Annotated in this window: 13 protein-coding genes; 7 read left to right on the top strand and 6 right to left on the bottom strand. The window is 57.3% G+C overall.

The annotated features are described in order from the left end of the window. Nucleotides 1–8: 8 nt before the first annotated feature. Complete coding sequence (locus RCF31_RS12265; protein WP_416410703.1) at nt 9–1013, top strand: glycosyl hydrolase family 8; 1005 nt, start codon at nt 9–11, stop codon at nt 1011–1013. A gap of 670 nt (nt 1014–1683) precedes the next feature. On the opposite strand, the gene bcsC is transcribed toward RCF31_RS12265, so the two are convergent. From bcsC to bcsR, 5 genes are read right to left on the bottom strand one after another with little or no spacing between them, the layout of a single operon-like run. Next, the gene (bcsC, locus tag RCF31_RS12260; protein ID WP_416410701.1) at nt 1684–4992 is read right to left on the bottom strand and encodes a cellulose synthase complex outer membrane protein BcsC; all 3309 of its coding nucleotides are present in this window, start codon (nt 4990–4992) and stop codon (nt 1684–1686) included. Next, nucleotides 4985–7282, bottom strand: a complete 2298-nt coding sequence (bcsB, locus tag RCF31_RS12255) for a cellulose biosynthesis cyclic di-GMP-binding regulatory protein BcsB (protein WP_416410699.1) — start codon at nt 7280–7282, stop codon at nt 4985–4987. Before bcsB ends, bcsC begins: the two co-directional genes overlap by 8 nt. An 11-nt stretch (nt 7283–7293) precedes the next feature. After that, on the bottom strand, nt 7294–9900 hold the full coding sequence (bcsA, locus tag RCF31_RS12250; RefSeq protein ID WP_416410697.1) for a UDP-forming cellulose synthase catalytic subunit: 2607 nt from the start codon (nt 9898–9900) through the stop codon (nt 7294–7296). Continuing rightward, nucleotides 9897–10628, bottom strand: a complete 732-nt coding sequence (gene bcsQ / locus RCF31_RS12245; RefSeq protein WP_416410695.1) for a cellulose biosynthesis protein BcsQ — start codon at nt 10626–10628, stop codon at nt 9897–9899. Before bcsQ ends, bcsA begins: the two co-directional genes overlap by 4 nt. After that, nucleotides 10628–10822, bottom strand: coding sequence for a cellulose biosynthesis protein BcsR (gene bcsR, locus RCF31_RS12240; RefSeq protein WP_416410693.1), 195 nt, complete (start codon nt 10820–10822; stop codon nt 10628–10630). The genes bcsQ and bcsR overlap by 1 nt, the downstream gene beginning before the upstream one ends. A gap of 199 nt (nt 10823–11021) precedes the next feature. Between bcsR and bcsE the strand changes: the two genes are divergently transcribed. From bcsE to RCF31_RS12210, 6 genes are all read left to right on the top strand, one after another. Then, nucleotides 11022–12569 carry a cellulose biosynthesis protein BcsE gene (bcsE, locus tag RCF31_RS12235; protein ID WP_416410691.1) on the top strand — a complete coding sequence of 516 codons (1548 nt, stop codon included), beginning with the start codon at nt 11022–11024 and terminating at the stop codon, nt 12567–12569. Next, a complete protein-coding gene (gene bcsF, locus RCF31_RS12230) occupies nt 12569–12757 on the top strand; it encodes a cellulose biosynthesis protein BcsF (protein WP_084871687.1) in 189 nt (62 codons plus the stop codon). Before bcsE ends, bcsF begins: the two co-directional genes overlap by 1 nt. Then, nucleotides 12757–14394, top strand: a complete 1638-nt coding sequence (gene bcsG / locus RCF31_RS12225; RefSeq protein ID WP_299455452.1) for a cellulose biosynthesis protein BcsG — start codon at nt 12757–12759, stop codon at nt 14392–14394. The genes bcsF and bcsG overlap by 1 nt, the downstream gene beginning before the upstream one ends. 194 nt (nt 14395–14588) lie before the next feature. After that, nucleotides 14589–16601, top strand: coding sequence for a biofilm formation regulator HmsP (gene hmsP, locus RCF31_RS12220; protein ID WP_416413252.1), 2013 nt, complete (start codon nt 14589–14591; stop codon nt 16599–16601). 229 nt (nt 16602–16830) lie between these two features. Next, the gene (locus RCF31_RS12215; RefSeq protein ID WP_299455451.1) at nt 16831–18117 is read left to right on the top strand and encodes a dicarboxylate/amino acid:cation symporter; all 1287 of its coding nucleotides are present in this window, start codon (nt 16831–16833) and stop codon (nt 18115–18117) included. Nucleotides 18118–18362: 245 nt separating this feature from the next. Continuing rightward, on the top strand, nt 18363–19871 hold the full coding sequence (locus RCF31_RS12210) for a M16 family metallopeptidase (protein WP_416410688.1): 1509 nt from the start codon (nt 18363–18365) through the stop codon (nt 19869–19871). Between the two features lie 3 nt (nt 19872–19874). On the opposite strand, the gene RCF31_RS12205 is transcribed toward RCF31_RS12210, so the two are convergent. Further along, nucleotides 19875–20747: an alpha/beta hydrolase gene (locus RCF31_RS12205; RefSeq protein ID WP_416410686.1), complete on the bottom strand. Its 873-nt coding sequence runs from the start codon at nt 20745–20747 to the stop codon at nt 19875–19877. Nucleotides 20748–20796 lie beyond the last annotated feature (49 nt).

The raw sequence follows: 20796 nt of genomic DNA, 5'->3' as shown, positions 1-20796 counted from the left end.
ATGCTGAGATGAGAGTTAAGCCGTTCTGGCGTCAATGGATGCTGTGTTTGATGGTGATGTTTTTTAGCGCCCAGGCGGCCGCAAATGGCTGGAGTACCTTCAAGAGTCGCTTTATGAGCAGTGATGGCCGCATCATCGATACGGCCAACAACAATGTCAGCCATACCGAAGGCCAGGGCTACGGCATGTTGCTGGCGGTGGCGAATGACGATCGCGCCACCTTTGATAAGCTGTGGCAGTGGACGCAGCGCCATCTGCACAATCCGCAAAACGATCTGTTTTACTGGCGTTACACGCCGGGTGCTGCCGATCCGGTTGCCGATAAAAATAATGCCTCCGATGGCGATGTGTTGATTGCCTGGGCATTGCAGCGTGCGGCGCAGAAATGGGGCGGCAATTATCAGCAGGCCTCGGACCGCATTCAGCGCGCGATCGTGAAGGATAACGTGATGACCTATGCCGGGCATACCGTGATGTTGCCGGGCGCGCAGGGTTTCAATAAAACCAGCTTTATCGTGCTCAATCCCTCCTATTTCCTGTTCCCCGCCTGGCGTGAGTTTGCCGAGCACAGTCATCTGCGCGTGTGGAATCAGTTGATTGACGATGGCATGGATTTGCTGGGAGATATGCACTTTGGCAAAAGCGGTTTGCCGCTCGACTGGGTGGCGCTGAATGCTGATGGTTCGGTGGCGCCGGCGGTGGGGTATTCCAATCGCTTTAGCTATGACGCGATTCGTATCCCGCTCAATATCTGGTGGTACGATCCGCAGAGCCTGCATCTGGTGCCGTTTCAGCGCGTCTGGCAGGGCTATGGTCGCTTAACCACGCCAGCGTGGTTTGATGTGCTGGCGAACACGCCTGCGCCTTATAACCTTGATGGCGGTTTGCTGGCGATTCGTGATTTAACCCTGAGTGAAACCGGGTATCTTAGCGACCGGCTGGCTGCGGATCAGAATTACTTTTCGGCAAGTTTGCAACTGCTGGTCTGGATGGCCTATCAGGAAAGGCGCTGACGGGTAGGGGTTGTTTTCGGATCGAGATAGTTTCGTTCGCTATAGGCTGAAGTAGTTTCAGTTCGCTGGTGCGGCGACCGAGCAAAGGGGGAATGGCCTCCCCCTTTGCATTCCCCGGCCCTGCGCCGCCTGCCTCGCCGCTTCGCGGTCCCTTCGCTTACTCACGCTTCCGACGGACCGGCGTCGATTCGCTCCTGCTCAACGCCGCCTTTCGCCGCATCCATGCGGCTCACCCTGGAATCGTTCCCGCGCTCAGCGAGTTCGGATGGCGCTCACACCCCCGCTGCCCCAGCCATGCCGGTCTTTGGTTTTTCTTTTGCTGTTTGTTTTTATTCGATGGTCTTGCAGGCGGGGGTGTTGGCGGCATTCGCAGCGCCGAGTGCAGAGGGAAGGCCAGGACGAGCCGCATGGATGCGGCGAGAGGGCGGCATGAGCCATGGATGGCGAATCCGCGCGGTCCGTCAGGCCTGAGTGATAAGCGAGGGAACAGCGCATAGCGCTGCGCGAGGACGCCGCAGGGCGCGGATTGCAAAGGTCCGCGCCCTCGGACCTTTGCCCGTCCGCCTGCACAGGCGGCCCTGAAACTGCCTAAAGCCTGGCGGGCGGAACCCCTGCGGAGCTAAACCGCTGCTGGCGGACGAAGCCCCTGCGGAGCCAGACTACTGCATCGCTACTTAAAATCCGCGTAGGGGATCAACGGCTGTGGCGGCATATCCATATCCCCGTTCCAGCCCGCCATCGAATACCGCACATACAGCAACCCATGACTCGGGGTGTAATCCTTCGCCTGCTGAATATCCATCGCCACGCCAACAAACCAATGCGGCGTTAATCGGCGTTCCACAATCGCCTGCAAGGTATAACCCACACCGCTGCCGGAGCTGCTGTCCGACATCGGGTTCGATGCCAATACAAAGCCTGGATTGACCGGGTAACGTTGCTGCGCGTCGGTCTGCGAATGCGACCACGACAGCGATCCGCCCAAATCAAATGACCAGTTTTCGGTGCGCTGACGCCAGGTGACCGGCACCGAGAACGACAAATATTGCTGTGGGCTGTAGTAACCACCCTGACCAAAGGTGTAATCACTTAAATCCTTCTGGTAGTGCCACAGCATCGTGTTCAGGCCAACCGTGGCGCGGCGATTGTCCTCGTTAATCAGCTTGTAGTAATAACCGGCCATCAAACGTTCACGGGTGTTATCCGCGACGTTTTCACCGGTGAGCTGATGCGCACTGAGATCGGCCCATACCCCGTGTGCGCCGCCCTGATCGTAACTCAGACCGAGCGAACCGCCGGTGGCGACCACGCCGCCCCAGGTTTTGCCGCCGTTGGTGGCCGGATCGCGCGCACCGGCATATGCCAGCAGCGAACTGGCAATCGGACGACGTGAAGCCGTCAGTGTCACGCCGATATCATCGACATCGGTTTTCCAGCTCAGGCCGCCAACCCAGTTGGTCACCTCAAAGCCGAGCGGGGTGGTGCCCACGTCGGCTGACCAGCGATCGTTATGCCAGCCAATACCCAGCGCGGTGCCTTCGGCACGCTGAGTAAAATCACGGCGACAGCCGCCAGAGTTGTCATCGTTACAGCTGCCGAAACGGTCGTTGTGGCTGCCGTTCTCCGTCGCAAAGGTGCCGGCCGAAACCAGCACATGATCGACGCGTACAAAGCTACGACCATCAGCAAGCGGCGTTTCCGCCTGCATCATGGTGGTGTGGGCGGTGAAGTCTGAGCGTCCGCCGCTGCCTTTATCGCGTGAGTAATCCTGCTCCAGCGTGAAGGTGGTGTCCTGCTGACGATAAAGATCGGCGGCATCGCTGCGGATACCGCGCTTCAGCCAGTCATCATCCGGCTGGTTACGGGTTAACCGGGTGTAGCTGTCATTATCTGTGGGGACGACGTCGCTGATACCGCTGGCGGCCATCGCCTGGCGATAGTCCTGCTGCGCCTGGGCGGGCTGTTGCCGCTGCGTTTCCAGCCGTGCGGCATCGCGATACACCAGTGCTTTCCCCTGCGACGGTGCTTCGTTGGCCGCACGGTTTTTCAGCTCGCTAAACAGCTGCTGCGCTCGCTCGCTGTCGCCGCTGTTCTGCCAGGCAAGCGCCACGCGACGGCCGCTGTTGAGGCTTTCCTGCGCCACGCTGGCCGGTAATTGCTGCAACGCCTGGCGTGCTTCCTGTGGGCGATGCAGTGCCAGCAAGGCTTCGATACGTCCCAGCGCGGCGTCATTGTTGTGTGCATCCTGTTGCAGCACCTGCTGATAAGCCGCCAGCGCACTGCGCGCATCGCCGCGCTCCAGCGCCCGGTCGGCGCGGGCGAGGACTTTCTGCTGATGAAGGCGCTCAGCCAGCCCACGCATATTGTCATCCCAGCGCGCCTGCGGCAGACGGTTGAGCGCCGCCAGCGCGGCGTCATCCTCATCACCGGAGGACAGCCACAGTGCCTGCGCGTAGGCAGCGCCGGGGTCCTGCGGATGCTGGTGCACCATATTGTCGATGACTGCGCGGCCCTGGGCGGCTTCCCCGCTGTTGCGCAGTGCCCCCGCCAGCCGGTACGACAACCAGATGTCGTCAGGAATCACCAGCGCTGCCTGGCGATACTTCACCACCGCCTGATGCCACTGGCCCTGTTGTGCCAGCGCATCCGCTTCGGCGAGCAGGCGGTCACGGCGCAGCGCCGTCAGACGGCGTTGCGCCGTGCTGTTGCTGCGATCCATTCGCTGCGCCTGCTGCCAGTATTGTTCCGCCTGCGCGCTGTTGTGGCGTGCCTGCGCCACATCGCCCAGGCCAATCAACGCCCAGCTGTCGCGACTGTCGATGGCCTGGGCGTAGCGATATTGACGTTCCGCCCCGGCGATATCGCCTTTCTTCAGGGCGTTATCCCCGTTGTTGATCGCCAGCCAGTAACGGTTGGTTTGCAGCAACGATTGCCATTTGCCCACCTGAGTACTGGACTGGCCGTTTTTGATCGCTTTTTCCAGCCAGCTAATGGCGGCGGCACGGTTATTGGCGCGCGCCTGGGCCTGGCCCATCGCGCCCATCAGTTCGGCATCGTCAGGTGTGGCTTTCAGCGCTGCGCTCAATGAGGCAATCGCCCCTGCGCCACCGCCAGCATCGACCAGCGCCAGCCCACGCATGCGCTGGCGGTACGCCGGATCGGCCAGCAGTTTTTGCTGCCGTGCCAGCTCCTGCTGTCCGCGCTGTTGCGCATCGCCGGAGGTAAAAATGCTGAGATATTGTTGCAGACTGGCGACGCTGCGATCGCTGACCGGCTGATTCTGAATCTGTTGCAGCCAAAGCTCGGAGGCGGCATCACGGCCACCATCGCGTTTGGCGAGGCTGCGCAGTTGCGTCAGCGCGTCACCCGGCTGATTGTTATCAAACGCCATGCGCGCCAGTTGCAGTTCCACGCCAATATTGCCGGGGTAACGCTGCTCCAGCGCCTGCAACTGACGGTACGCCGTCATCTGCTGGCCGGGCAGACGCGCCACCAGTTGCCAGTACTCCAGCTCGGTGGTGACATCCGGGAAGACGCCGTGAAATAGCGTGTCCCAGGCAGCTTTGGCTTCAGGGAGGCGGCCCGCAGCCGCCAGCAGTCGTGCCTGTTGCAGCTGCTGGCGGCCAACGCTTGTGGTCAACGCCAGACCGGCTGCGGATTCCCGGGCGGCAGCGGATTGTGGTGCCACACGTTTCAGTTCATCCAGCAACTGCCTGGCTTTGGTTTGATCTCCCTGACGCAGCGCCATACGGATCTGCGCCGCCAGCACCTGGGGATTATCAGGGTCGATTTTTTCCAGCCGGTACAGCGACTGCTGTACCAGATCGTACTTGTTGGTCGATTCACCGGTGCGAATCTGCATCAGCAGCCATTCGACCGGCGACACCTGCGGGCCAGCCGGGGCGGCGACCGCACCTGCCAGCATGCCTAGCGTGCTGCCCAGCAGCAAGCTGACCCGCAACGCGCGTGCTTTATTCATCGTCTTCGTCTTCAGCCAGACGACGGCGACTCACCATACGCATCAGACGCCATGTCATCAGCGCAAACAGCAGCACAACCAGGGTCGCGCACACTGCCAGCCACACCGGATGGGTCGCCAGCATGTTCCACAGACGCTCCCACCATGGCAGGTGGCCGACGTAGTAGGTATCGCCGACGCGCAGGCTGTAAACGCCTGATTCACGGATGATCGAGGCGGCACCAAAAATGGCGGCGCGTTTGCCGCTGTCCTGCATCGCGTTGTTGAGCAGATCCCAGCCGCGCGGGCTGTCGGCCAGCAGCGCCACTACGCTGCGCTGATCAAAGAACGGAGACTGGAAGCCGACAATCACCCCCATTGGCCCGCGTGAGCTGATGGTGGTCTGGCTTTCGACAGCGCGGTCAGCGGCGGAGGCGCGAATATTCGGTGCGCTGACCTGGCGGGTTGGCATATTGATCCAACTGCGGGCGGCAGCGACCAGAGCGTTGATCTTGCGGTCGTCCTGGAGATCGTCCGGGATGCTGCCGATCATCAGCAGATCGGCATCGGTGTTTTTCGCTTTGCTCCAGTCATCGCTGACCTGCACGCGCAGCGCCGGATAACCGGTTTGCGCACCGATGCTGCCAATCGCATTCAGCAGGGTGGTGACTTCGCTGTTGTTCGGTTTCGGCTGCACCAGTACCAGCGTCTGCGCCAAATCGGCGTAGCGGCTGTACGGGAAGCCCGCGTTGGCCCAGGCGCGCAGCGACGGCATTTCGATGTAATGACGATAGCCGGAGAAATCGATGCTGGAGTGATCGTCAATCACTACATGATGGTCAACGGCGGTGACGGTTTCGCAGCGTCCATCGGCGGTGCCGCCAATAAAGGTGTTGGCGTAGTCGAAGTTGAAACGCAGCTGGTTAACCACGCCAAGGCGCAACGCCGGGATGGTCAGCTGGCGGCTGCTATCCTGCAACCCCTGAATCAGCGGAATGTGCAGCATCTGCTTCGCCGCGGTGTCTTTCGGCGTCAGCGGGTAATCCTGCATAAACTGGTTGTTCAGATGAACCGCCAGACGCGAGCCATCCTGCTGAATCGGCGAGGTGTAGCGGTAAATCAGGTCCATATCGATACCGCGCGCGCGTACCAGGAACAGATCGGGTGGCAGGTTGAGCGTCAGGGCGATCGGGTTGGGTTGCAGGCCGTCTGCCTGGAGCTGGTTCTGGTACTGCGTCAGTTCGCCAAAGGTGGTGCGACGGTCGGTGCGTACCCAGTTTGGCGCATCGTAGGCCTGGCGCGGTGCCAGCAGTTTGACGTTATCCACCGTCGAGCTATCGCCGCGCAGTAGCAGTTCACCCTGAGCAATCCCTTCCACCGCCGTCAGCAAATCTTTGTCATCGCGGCCAAGGATCAGCAGCATTTTCTCATACGGATTATCCGGCTGGCTGACCATCGTCACCGTGGGTTTATCCACCGGTGGCATATCCTTCAGGAAATCGGGGCGTTGGTCGTTGGTGGCGAACACCACTGCGTGCTGTTCCTTCGGCAGCTGGTTATACAGCACCGGGAAGGTCTGGCCGCGCCATTGCGCTTTGCTGCCAAAGTAAGAGGCGAGGATGGCAGCGGCGCGCTGTTGTTGCAGGTCTGGTGCGCTGCGGAACACCATCGGCAGCTGCAACGGTCGGCTGTCGCGGCTATCAAAGAAAGGTTCCGGGAAATGCGACAGATCGTTTTTCAACGGCAGCTTTTGCAGCGTCAGGTCGAGCTTGCTCTCTTTACCGATATCCAGCCAGATGGTGCTGTTGGCCGGGTTTTCGCACACGTTGGCGTAGTGGCCGACCAGTTCCAGTCGTATGCGGTTAAAGTCGCCGATAAAGCGCGGATCAATCACCAGCTGAGCCTGGTTCTCTTTGCCGAGCTGATCGGCGGTGAGGGTGATCAGGCTGACCAGTTCATCGTTGAGATAGACCTTAAGCTGCGACAGCGTCGGGATTAACGCTGGTGACGGACGATAGTTGAGGGTCAGCAGTGCGCGTGTCACCACTTCATCACTGCGCACGCCAAATTCAATCTGACTGGTTGGCACCGTGCCGCGTAACGTCATGCTGCCCGGCGGTGGCGCAACCTGATTGAACAGCAACTGGCTGGCACGCAGCGGCGCATTCGGCATCAGCAGGTCATTTGCCACCGGCAGCGCGGTCTGAACTGCGGCCTGGGGCGCAACCGGGGCGGCGGGCTGCGGTACGGCCTGCGCCACAGTGGCGGTGCCCAGCAGCAGGGCGGTGAACCAACTCAGTTTTCTCGTCATGGTCATATCACTTAATGAGTGTTTTCTGTTTTCACGCGGCCAATACCCTGCGGCAGCAGTGATGCCAGCCAGCCCAGAAGTCGGGTGAGCAGGCTGAATAAACGACGCAGCTGCGGCGGCCCGTACTCCGCCAGACGCAGATAGCCTTTAAAGCCCAGCACCATAATGTCGGCGAGGCTTTGCACCGGTTTGTCTTCCGGGAATCCGTCCTGCCACAGCGCCCAGGTATCGGCGCGGGCAAAGGTACATTGAATAAATTCAATGTGTTGTTCGGTGGTGAGTTGATGCAGGCGGATACCGGCGCGGCGACCGAATACGCGTTGCACCTGGCAGGGGAAGCTGAACTCCTGCTGACCGCGACGCAGCAGCAGCCATACCGGCTCCTCTTCCTGCAACGCATCCGCTTCGCGTAGCTCTACGCCGACGCCACCGTCCGAGTAGTCACGCAGCGTGCACGGCACCATATGACCATCTTCACGCGCAATGGCGGCGGGCATGGCAATCTCGACGCGATGGGCTTCGCGAATCTGCCGGGCTTCAACCGACACCGCCACCGCACCGCCAAGGATGACCATGTTGTAGATCACCCAAACCAGGCTGACCCAGATGGTGAGGATTTCGTTGGACGGACCGTAAGCCATGCGCCAGAAGGCCATCCCGATGCCCGCCAGATTCAGCAGCACCAGAATCATGTAGGGTTTGGTGATCACCCAGTCGAGATGGCGTTTTTCCACCAGACCACCCTTGGCGGTGACATTGAATTTACCTTTGTGTGGATTAAACAGCGCCACCGTGGTGGGGCGGGCGATATACCAGGCCAGCACCGTTTCATACACTTCACTCCAGAATGAGTGCCGCCAGCGTCCCTGAATACGCGAGTTGGTCAGACTGGTGTGCAGCATATGCGGCAGCACGTAGATGGCAATCGCCAGCGCCGGAGCGTAGATGATGTAGGCGTGGCACAGCAGGAATGCCAGTGGGGCCAGCAGAAAGATCAGCCGCGGAATACCGGCAAGAAAATGTAGCATGGCGTTGGCGTAACACAGGCGCTGCACCAGTTTTAACCCTTTGCCGAACAGCGGGTTATCCAGACGGAAAATCTGCACCATGCCGCGCGCCCAGCGAATGCGCTGGCCGATATGCGCCGACAGGCTTTCGGTCGCCAGCCCGGCAGCCTGCGGGATGCGGATATACGCCGAGGTATAGCCGCGGCGGTGCAGGCGCAGCGAGGTGTGCGCATCTTCGGTGACGGTTTCCACTGCGATGCCGCCAATCTCATCCAGCGCGCTACGACGCAGCACTGCACAGGAGCCGCAGAAAAACGCTGCGTCCCAGGTATCGTTGCCATCCTGCACCAGACCATAAAACAGCGAACCTTCATTCGGCGTCTGACGGAAGCGTCCAAGGTTGCGCTCAAAAGGGTCGGGGGAGAAGAAGTGGTGCGGCGTCTGCAACATCGCCAGCTGGTGATCTTGCAGGAACCAGCCCATAGAGAGTTGCAGAAACGAACGGGTCGGCACATGGTCGCAGTCAAATATCGCCACGTAGTCGCCCCGACAGCGGGTTTTCAGCGCATGGTTGATGTTGCCCGCTTTGGCATGTTCATGGGTCGGGCGTACCACGTATTGCACGCCGACCGCGGCGGCAAACTCGCGGAACTCGTCACGCGTACCGTCATCGAGAATATAGATAGTCAGCTTATCCCGCGGCCAGTCGATGCCCATGGCGGCATAGATGGTCGGTTTCACCACGCTAAGCGGCTCGTTATAGGTCGGCACAAGGATATCGACGCTCGGCCAGCTGGAAATATCCGCAGGCATGGAAAGCGGCTGGCGATTGAGCGGCCATAATGTCTGAAAATAGCCCAGCACCAGTACCGTCCAGGAGTAGGTCTCTGCGCCAATCAGCAGCAGGCCGAACGCCAGGCTGAGGGGATCATCCCAGTTAAGGGTTTCGGTATAGCGCCACCACAGATAGCGACAGGAGACGGTGAGCGACAGCACAATCAGCATGATGGTCGATAGTCGTCCTGGTACGCGGCGTACCAGCATCGCCAGGCTCCACAGCAACAGCACGAAAACAAACTGCGTCATGATGCCGAATGGCTGTGAAATACACAGCAACGCCAGCAGGCTGGCGGCAATCGCGGCGACGATAAACAGCAACTGACGCAGCCTTGGCGGTAAGCGTTGCAGACGCTGTTCGCTTTTCCGGGTGAGGCCGTGCTGTTCCAGCTGTGTCGGCAGCGTGCCGAGCCAGTGGTACAACCGCTGACGCCAGCGGAACAGCGGCTGAAACGCGTTGAAGCGCTGACGTTCGCTGCGCGGGTTGTCATCCAGCGGCAGCACCAGCAGCAGCCACAGGCTTTGCAACAGATAGCGCAGGAAATCGAGTGGACGCGGACGCTGTGGAGAAATCTGCGGATAGTAACGCTGACGCTGTTGCAGAATACGCTGCCAGCCCGGCGTTTCCAGGCGCAGCAGCGACCAGGCCAGCACACACCACATCAGATGCAGAATGATGGTCGGCCAGCTAGCACCGTGCTGGCGAGCTGATTGGGCGCGCTGTTGCAGCGCCTGCCACGCCTGTGGCACCAGCAACCAACGCAACGGATTCATTTATCCGATCCCGGTACGTTGAGCAGCAGCCAGTTGGCCAGGGTGTTTATCTCTTCGCTGGCGAGGGCGTGCGGGCGATATTCACCCACCGGCTGCTTCATCATCAGCGCTTCCGCCAGCGCCTCATCCCGATGGATCACCTGGGGAATCAGGTTGTTCAGCGAACTGATCCACAGCTGATGCAGATCCTGTTGAAGTCTGCTGTTGGCGTTGAACTGGTTGATTAAAAACAGGGTGTGCGGCAAAAAATGTGGATGATGCAGACGCAGCTGGCAGTTGGCATCCGGGGTCAATACCTGCACCAGCCGGTCAGCGGCGTGCAGAAAAGGCAGATGCCAGAGCGACACGTCCGCCGCGATATCCATAATCAACCAGCGGTATTGTGATTGCAGTGGCGGTAAAGCATTAAGCAACGGTTCAGCAAATTTCTCTCCGGCAGTGCGAATGCTTAACCCCTGCTGATGGGTTAATGCGCCGAATGGCAGGAAATCCAGCCCTGGCAGGTAACGCTGTGCCTGATGTTGCCACGGTTGATTAGCGAGCAGTGCGGGTGCCCAGCCAGCCGGTTCCGTGACGGGAAGATTAAAGTGAGTAGCCAGTTGATTTGCAGGGGAAAGATCGATGACCAGCACCGATTCCTGCAATGCGTTCAGCGCCCAGCCGAGCGCGGCGCAGAGCGCAGTGGCACCACAGCCGCCGCGCAGCCCCTGGAGAGCAATGACCGGCATTAGCGTTCAGGCTCCTGTGCGGCCGTTAATTCCTGAAGTAGCGGCCAGCATGATACCAGGGTATTCAGACGCTCTGCGCGGGCAATATCAATGTAGCGAAATGCCTTTAAAGAAAAGGCCTCACTCAGGGCATTTATGTCATCCTGCTCGCCACTGGTAAGTGATACCAGCGAAAAGGCATTTTCTGTTTTCATTACTTTTTTGCCACCGGAAAAACGACAACGGATGAAAAATGGTTATATTTATTTGAGATAAGTTTAGCGTTGACAAAAACGTTAAACACCTACACAGATCAATGTGATTTGAGTTAGTGCGCTTATTTTTTATTTCAACAGTTCCAATCGCTGCCGTCTATAATAAACTAGCCTGGATTGTACAGATCGCGAATCAAATATGAAAAATCTCTATGCGCTCGGCCTGCAACAGGTTCAGCAGGAATTAATTACGCTGCAAACGCCAGGGCTTTACTGGATAACCTGTCAAAGGCCAGAAGATGCGCGATCGTTGCTGCGTCAGGTGGTTAGTCACCAGCAGACGGTAACCCTGATAAGCTCGGGTGAGAAACCCCGCGCCTTACTGACCCCGGAGCCGCAAAGCGGACCGGCACGTATTCCGTTATTTTCGCTGCCGTCGAATAAATCCAGCCTGTTACAATTGGTCAATGATTTTGCGCGTGTGTTGAATAGAAAAAACGGGCTGCTGCTGTTTTTTAGTAATACCGCGCAGTGGGAAAAATTATCGTCAGAGGAGTTGACGATCTGGCTGAAACGTATGCGTCGTCTGTTAATGGAAAAACAAATGACGTTGCTGGTAATAACTTCCGGCACATCAATAATTAACCTGCGCAATCATTTGCAGCGTTATTTTCGTCAGATTGATGGTGTTGCGCATTTAGAGTATGAACAGGATAGCTGGCAATATCGAATTAACTGGTGGTATTCCGCCGATCGTTTGTTAGCTGACCGCGCTATCCGGCTCAGTTTTATCGACCAGCAGTTTATTGCTGCCAGCGAGGCAGAACAAAATATTCCGCTGAGCCTCAATGATGAGAATCAATTTCTCGCCGAGGAAAGCGTGCTGGAAGGTGCGCCACCGCTGTCCGCGCAGTGGCGATTGTTTAGCAATAATGATGGGGTGTATACCCGTGCGCAGCAGGCCAATGCGGCCACGGTGATCTTCAGCCTCGCCAATAACCACGACATCAATGCGCTGGCGAAGATGGTCCATAGTTTGCGTCGTTCACGCGGTAACGCACTGAAAATTGTGGTGCGCGAGATGAATACCAGCCTGCGCTACAGCGATGAGCGCCTGCTGCTGGCGTGCGGCATCAATGCCATTGTGCCGACAGCGGCAACCCTGTCGCGTTTTCTCACCACACTGGAAGGGATTCAGGGCCAGCAATTTACACGCCATGTCCCGGCAGATCTCCCGGCGCTGATGCAGGCGTTGCAGCCGTTGCAGCAACGCGGTTATCTGCCGCTGGAGGGTTTTTGCAGCGCGGTGCAGAAACTGATGAAAAATACGCTACTGCCGGAAAACGATAAAGGTTTGATGGTGGCGTTACGTCCGGTGCCACAGCTGAAGCCGGAACAGGTCCTGACCCTGTGCAAACCACGTCGCTTTGGCGACCTGGTGACACAGCGTGAGGATCGTATTTACCTGTTTCTTTCTTCCTGTCGCTTTAACGATTTGGATATTGCGCTGAAATCTATTTTTTCGCTGCCCCATGACGAGTTGTTCAGCAACCGTATGGTGTGGTTTGAGGACAACCAGATTGTGTCGGAAGTCCACAAAATGCAGCAGCTGACGCCGGTGACGCAGCATGATCTGCCTGCCGTGCCGGTGGCCGTAAACCCGGATCCGTCCCCCTCTGCGCCCCATGCACGCGCGGCGCAGGTTCCCCAGCCGATTAGCCTGAATATTGAGGGAGCGCCGCGCTGATGACACTAATGGACTGGGTGCAGGTCATCATCCTGCTGTTATTAATTCTGCTCTTTCTTAAATCCCTGTTGGCCCGCTGGCTGCCGCGCAGCAGCAATAGCCTGCTGATGCGCCTGCTGCCTGCTCGTGCGCTCAAGTCGGAAGGGGTCTGGCAACGGAATACGACGAAAACGGATACCAAACCGTAATGAGTGATAAAAAATCTTTGGCAAGCGGCTGGTGGCGTGGACTTGGCGGCTGGAATTTCTATTTTCTGCTTAAGTTTGGTCTGCTGTGGTATGGCTACCTGAACTTTCATGCGCTGAGCAACCTGGTGTTTCTCGCCTGGCTGCTGTTTCCGCTATCGTCGCTGCGCTGGCACCGGCTGCGCAACTGGGTGTCGATACCGATTGGTTTTGGCCTGTTCTGGCACGATACCTGGCTGCCGGGTCTGAGTTCGATTCTTAGCCAGGGCGATCAGGTTGCGGGGTTTTCCACCGCTTACCTGCTTGATCTGCTCGATCGCTTTATCAATTGGGAGATGATTGGCGCGGCTTTTGTGCTGCTGGTGTTGTATCTGTTTGTAGCCCAATGGATTCGCATCACGGTGCTGGTGGCGGTGGCGCTGATTTGGCTGAACGTGATCAACATTGCCGGCCCCTCTTTCAATCTGCTGCCCGGTAAAGCGGCCACGCCAGAAGTGGTGCTGAATAACCCACCCGCTGCTGGCGGTAAAACCCCGGATGCGCTCGATCAATCTGCGCCGCCGACCAGTGCTAATCTTACCGCCTGGCTCAATCGTTTCTACGACAGCGAACGTCAGCGCGTCACCCATTTCCCGGACAGCCTGCCTGCTGACTCACAGCCGTTCGATATTCTGGTGATCAACATTTGTTCGCTGTCGTGGTCCGATCTGGATGTGGCTCAGCTGCGCAATCATCCGCTGTGGCACCATTTCGACATTATGCTGGATAACTACAACTCGGCTACCGGCTATAGCGGCCCGGCGGGAATTCGTTTGCTGCGCGCCAGTTGCGGACAGACCTCACACAGCAATCTGTATAAAGCCACCGATCAGCGCTGCTACCTGTTTGATAACCTGGCAAAACTCGGTTTCAAACAGGAACTGATGATGGATCATACCGGCGTGTTCGGTAACTATCTGCAAGAACTGCGTGATTATGGCGATATGCAGGCTCCGCTGATGTCGCAAAATGGTATCGCGCCGGAACTGACCTCGTTTGACGGCTCAACGGTGTTTAATGATGGTCAGCTGATGCAGCGCTGGCTGGATCAACGCAGCAAGAGCAACGATGCGCGCAGCGCCACCTTCTATAACCTGATCCCGCTGCATGATGGCACGCGTGAATTAGGCAGCCCCCGTACCGCACCCTGGCAACCGCGCGCCAAAGTGTTGTTTGACCAGCTCGACACCTTCCTGACCAATCTGGAGAAATCCGGGCGTCGCGTGATGGTGCTGGTAGTACCGGAGCACGGTGCCGCCTTGCAGGGCGATAAGATGCAGATGTCCGGTTTGCGCGATATCCCCAGCCCAGCCATTACCCATGTGCCGGTGGGGATCAGCTTTGTGGGGATGAAAGCACCGCATCAGGGCCAGCCCCTGACCATCAATACGCCTACCAGCATGCTGGCGCTTTCGGAGCTTATTTCTCGCGTAGTGGATGGCCAGGTATTTAATGCGCCGAATGTGAATATGTCAGCGCTGACTGATAATCTGCCGCAAACGCCGGTGGTATCGGAAAACGATAATGCGGTGGTGATGATGTATCAGGGCAAACCCTGGATTCGTCTCAATGGCGGCGATTGGGTGGCATACCCGCAATAAATATATAACGACAACAAGCGCGATTTATCGCGCTTGTTGTGCCGGTACGTTAATTAATCCGAATAATGTCTTTTATCCCCTCGCCAGCCGATTTTGCGACTTTCTCCCGGCGAAAAAAAACCGTGATCTGGGATATACTTGCTGCGCATTTTCCTGTCTGATAACACGGCTAAGAGTTGCCAGGAGAGATTTTGTTGCGCGTCAGTCGTTCTTTAACGATTAAGCAGATGGCCACAGTCTCCACCGTGGCGTTGGTTACTATCTGTATCTTTATCGTCATCCAGTTATTTCATTTTGTGCAGCAGCGCAGGATTGACTACGCCCAGCAGATGGAGAACGTGGCGCATACCGTGCGTCAGCCGCTGTCCGAAGCGGTGTTAAAAGCCGATATTCCGCAGGCCGAACGCATTCTTAATACCCTGAAACCCGCCGGCATTCTGTCACGTGCCGATGTGGTGCTGCCCAATGCGTTTCAGACGCTGCACGCGGATTTTGAGGTGGAGAAGCCGATACCACGACTGGTGGCGCGTTTGTTTGAGTTGCCAGTACAAATTACGCTGCCACTGTATTCGGTAGAACGGACTGGGCTGCCGAAGCCGATTGCCTACCTGGTATTACAGGCTGATTCATCCCGGGTGTATCAGTTCATCCTCAGCACCCTGGCAACGATGATCACCACCTATCTGCTGCTGGCACTGATTTTGTCGGTATCCATCAGCTGGTGTATCAACCGGCTGGTGGTGCACCCGCTACGTAATATTTCGCGTGATTTGCAGGAGCTGCCGCCGCAGTCAATCCTGACGCATAAGTTGCCGCTGCCCAACAACCATCGCGACGACGAAATTGGTATGTTGATTCGTAGTTATAATCGCAACCAGCAAGTACTGGAGTCGATTCACGATGAAATGAGCCGACTGACGACGCACTTTGCCGTCACTGATTTGCCGAATCGCGCGCTGTTTCTGGCCCTGCTCGATCAGCACCTCAGCCATCCTCATCGTCATAACCCCTGGGGGGTGATGGTGATCCGCATCGAAACCTTGCAGGACGCGAACGGAGTGTTGAGCGATGAGCAGCGCGACATCCTGATGCTGACGCTGGTGGAGAAAATCCGCAGCACTATTGATGACCATACGCTGCTGGCACAAACCGGACCCAGCGACTTCGCGCTGCTGATGAAGCGCGCGCACAATCCCTTCCGATCGATGCGACTGGCGCGCAATCTGATGTTGCGCATCAACCAGCCGGTCAATCTGCAACAATTGCTGCTGCGGCCTAATGCCAGCATCGGTCTCGCGTTGCATGACGACACACCCATTTCCGCCAGTGAACAACTTGATCGTGCCACTTCCGCGATGATGTCGGCGCGCCATCAGGGTAAAAACCAGATCCTGTTCTTCGACCCGGCGCTGACTGAGCGGGCGCAGAAACGCTTAACCCAGGAACATGACATTTTGCAGGGGTTACAGGATGAAGAATTTGCGCTGTATCTGCAGCCGCAAATCAATATGGCGACCGGGGAACTGGCCGGAGCGGAAGCGCTGTTGCGCATGCGTCAGCCAGATGGCAGTTGGGGGTTGTCGGAAGAGTTTATCGCCAGCGCCGAGGAGATTGGCGTGATTGCGTCCATTGGTCGCTGGGTGTTTGAAGAATCCTGTCGCATTATCGCCGCGTGGCAGAAGCAGGGCATTAATATCCCGCTCAGCGTCAATATCTCGGCGGTGCAACTGCGCGACCCCAGCGTGGTCAGTCATTTGCAGGGGTTGCTGGCGCGTCATCGTATTACGCCGGGCAATTTTGTGCTGGAAATTACCGAAACCGCGCAGATTGGTGATGCTGAACAGGCGATGGCGTTGCTGCGCATGCTGCAGCAGACCGGGGTGGCTGTGGCACTGGATGATTTCGGTATGGGCTACTCCAACCTCAACTATCTGCACCAGTTTAAGGCGTTGCCGGTCAATAAGTTAAAGATGGATCGCAGCTTTGTCGCCGTCCTGCCGGATGATGACACCATGGTACGTATCGTGGCCGCCATCGCGGACATTATCCATCTGGATGTTATTGCCGAAGGGGTGGAAACTGCCGAACAACGTGACTGGCTGCTGGCACGTGGTATCACCATTGGTCAGGGCTATCTCTATGCCGAAGCACTGCCGCTCAATGTCTTCAATCAACGCTGGCTTGACAAGCTATCACCCACCGAATAATCACCTGATTTATTGATTTTCCTTGCGAAATTGCACAATGCTCGCTTGCTGAAGCGTTTCAGTTCATAGTTAGAGTTTTGTAACTTTTGTAAGGAATGTAACCCTATATTAATCCTGTTAACCGGATGTTATTTTCCCTGAGGTCGGCAGGGTCTTCCCGGATCCCGCAACGACCTCATCAAATTATTAAATAAATGACGGTGAAATCCGTCTTCACTGGACACCTGTTATGAAAACCTCGCTGTTTAAAAGCCTCTATTTTCAGGTGCTGGTTGCCATTGGCATCGGCGTTCTGTTAGGCCATTTTTATCCTGAGTTAGGCGCGCAGATGAAGCCGCTCGGAGATGGCTTTGTTAAGTTGATCAAGATGATCATCGCCCCCGTGATTTTCTGTACGGTGGTGACCGGTATTGCCGGCATGGAGAGCATGAAAGCAGTTGGGCGGACTGGCGCGGTTGCGCTGCTCTATTTTGAAATTGTCAGTACCATCGCACTGATTATCGGCCTGATTGTGGTCAACGTGATTCAGCCGGGCGCGGGAATGAACATTGACCCTGCCACGCTGGACGCTAAAGCGGTTGCCGTTTATGCCCAGCAGGCGGAACAGCAGGGTGTGGTTGCCTTCCTGCTGGATGTGATCCCGAACAGCGTGATCGGTGCCTTTGCCAGCGGCAACATCCTGCAGGTGCTGTTGTTCGCGATTTTGTTCGGTTTTGCCCTGCATCGCCTCGGTGATAAAGGCACGCTGATTTTTAACGTGATCGAAAGCTTCTCTAAAACCATCTTCGGCATCATCAATATGATTATGCGTCTGGCTCCGATTGGTGCTTTCGGTGCCATGGCGTTCACCATCGGTAAATACGGTGTCGGCTCACTGGTGCAGCTCGGCCAGCTGATTATTTGCTTCTATATCACCTGTATTTTGTTCGTGGTGGTGGTGCTGGGGCTGATTGCCCGCGTTGCCGGTTTCAACATCTTTAAATTCGTGGCTTACATCAAAGAAGAGTTGCTGATCGTGCTGGGTACCTCCTCTTCAGAATCCGCGCTGCCGCGTATGCTGGATAAGATGGAGCGCCTCGGTTGTAAGAAGTCGGTGGTGGGGCTGGTGATCCCAACGGGTTACTCGTTTAACCTCGATGGCACCTCGATTTATCTGACGATGGCCGCAGTGTTTATCGCCCAGGCGACCAACGCGCATATGGACGTCTTTCATCAGATCACCCTGCTGGTGGTGCTGCTACTGTCATCGAAAGGTGCAGCGGGTGTGACCGGTAGTGGCTTTATCGTGCTGGCTGCCACCTTGTCGGCGGTGGGACATCTGCCGGTGGCGGGTCTGGCGTTGATTCTCGGCATTGACCGGTTTATGTCCGAAGCGCGTGCATTAACTAACCTCGTCGGTAATGGTGTGGCGACGGTGGTGGTGGCGAAGTGGGTCGGTCAGCTGGATGAGCAGCAATTGCAGGAGACGCTTTCTTCAGCGAAAAAGGTAAAAAACGCACCAGAATCTTCACTGTAAAGCAGCAATTGCGTTAATTTGCCGGGAAATGCCCGCTGTGACTTGCCCTCACAGCGGGCATTTGCATAATAAACCCCATTGATTTTTTTCCCGGTTTTTCACCTCGTTGCGCGACTTCCTGGCCATCTTGTGGTCAAAGAGTCAGTTGAAGAATAAACGTGGCGGCAAATTGCCGCACCGGTCGCTGTTAAGTGCGACCGAACGTGCCGTGATAACGAGTGTTGATCTGTTTGATAGGGGTTCACATGCAGGGCACCAGAATTCGGCTTTTGGTTGGCGGATGGCTGCTGGCGGCATCCGGTTTCAGCGTACACGCCGAAACGCTCCAGCCTGATCCCGCCTGGCAGGAAGGCAAACTGGACAATGGTTTTAGCTGGCAGCTGCTGACTACGCCGCAGCGTCCCAGTGACCGTATTGAGCTACGTCTGATCGTTAATACCGGTTCGCTGGTGGAGAGTGCACAGCAAACCGGTTTCAGCCATTTGTTGCCACGTCTGGCGTTGGTGCATAACACCGCGCTCGACACCAATCAGCAACGCGCGCTGTGGCAGCAGGCGATGGATCCCCATCGTCCATTGCCACCGGCGATTTCGTCGTATGATTTCACCCAATATAATCTGAGCCTGCCCAATAACCGGCCGGAACTGCTGAAAGAAGCGCTGAGCTGGCTGTCGGCAACCGCAGGCAAAATGACGCTGAATGAACAGGTGGTGGCAAGCGCTCTGAGCGCGTCCGATCCCATCGCCACCTGGCCACCCAATACCCAGGATGTCTGGTGGCGCTATCGTCTGAAAGGCTCCGCGCTGTTGGCGCACGACCCCGGCCAGCAGCCGCGTGCGCCGGTGGATATTGCGCAGCTGAAAACGTTTTATCAACAGTGGTACACGCCCGATGCTATGACGCTGTACGTGGTCGGTAATGTCGATAGCCGCGGGCTGGCGGAGCAGATTAATAAAGCGTTCTCGTCCCTGCAGGGCAAACGGCTGTCACCGGCGGCGATGCCGACGCTGTCGCCGTTGCCGCATCAGCCGGTGAACCTGGTGAACGGTGGGATGAGTCAGGATCGCTTATCGCTGGTGTGGGACACCGCGTGGCAGCCAATTCGTGATTCGCAAAACCTGGAACATTATTGGCAGAGCGACCTGGCGCGTGAGGCGTTGTTCTGGCATGTGCAGCGTGCGCTGGGCGATAGCAAAGCGCAAAGCGTGCAGGTCGGCTTTGATTGCCGTGTGCTGTATCAGCGTGCACAGTGCGCCATCAATATGGATAGCCCTAACGCCTCGCTGCAACAGAATATGAATCTGGTGGCGAAAGAGCTGGCGGCGATTCGTGATAAAGGCTTACCGCAGGATGAGTTTGATGCGCTGATGGCGCAGAAACTGCTGGAGCTGAACAAGCTGTTCGCTACCTATGCACGCACCGACACGGATATTCTGATGGGACAACGTCTGCGCTCGCAGCAAAATGCGGTGGTAGATATCGCGCCAGAGCAGTATCAGAAGCTGCGCCAGGCATTTCTCGGCAGTTTAACCCGTGACCAGCTCAATCAGGAATTGCGTCAGCAACTGTCGCAGGAGCTGACCATGGTGCTGATTCAGCCGGAAGGTGAAGCGGAGACCAATGTGAAGATGTTGCAGGAAGGCTGGGATAAAGTGATGGCCCCGCCAGCGACCCCTGTGACGCCAGCCACGCCGGATGATGGCAAAAACGACGGCAATGCCAGCGGTAGCGAGCTGGCTCCGCCGTCGTCTTGAGTGTCAGGTTTTGGCCCGCAGCCACTCGGTCACCAGCATCGGCCAGCTGGCTAACGGCAAATCGGCGACGCCACGGATGCCAAATCCGTGGCCGCCTTTCTGATAGAAATGAATTTCTGCCGGAACCTGGTTTTCGCGCAGCGCGCTAAAGAACACCATGCTGTTATTGACTGATACCGTCTCATCGTCCGCCGCGTGGATCAGCAACGTCGGTGGCGTTTGGTTATGCACCCGGGTTTCCAGCGAATAAGCCTCAATGGTTTTCTGATCCGGCCAGGCGCCCAGCAGGCGGGTGCGCGCACTTTCGTGTGCCAGACCATCACGCATGCTGATCACCGGGTAAATCAGCACCATCGCGTCGGGCCGAGGGGAAAAGCTGTCCGCCTGATCTTGCACCGGATAGATTTTCTCGGCGAACCGCGTGCCGAGGCTGGCGGCGACATGTCCGCCTGCGGAGAAGCCCATCATCACAATATATTTGCCGTTCATCCCACGCTGCGCGCGTTCGCGCAATACCCGTACCGCCCGTTGCGCATCTGCCAGTGGGGCATCCGGGCCTTCATGATGGCCGTCATAGGGTAAACGGTAGGTCATCACCGCCAGTGTATATCCCATCGAGGTGAAGAAGGTTGCCAGTGCGCTGCCTTCCCGATCGATGAGTACCCGCTGATAACCACCACCCGGGGCGACCAGCAGCGTGATGCCGTTGGAGTCCTGTGGATGCCAGATCGCCATTTCCGGGCAGCGTACGCCCGTGGCGGCGCGATCGTAGGGTTCATATTCTTTGGCGAGATCGACAATTTGCGGCTGTGCGCGTGAGTCGCTGGCACCCGGGGCATCACCGTGCGGCCAGATATTAATAATTTCTGTGTGCATAAATCAGTCCTGAGCGAGTTATGTTGTCTTTCTTGTTGTCGCGGCCGGA

Source organism: Pantoea sp. App145, assembly GCF_047947045.1.
Taxonomy (GTDB): domain Bacteria; phylum Pseudomonadota; class Gammaproteobacteria; order Enterobacterales; family Enterobacteriaceae; genus Pantoea.
The sequence above is the reverse complement of the archived record's forward strand: the minus strand, read 5'-3'. Positions and strand labels throughout refer to the sequence as shown.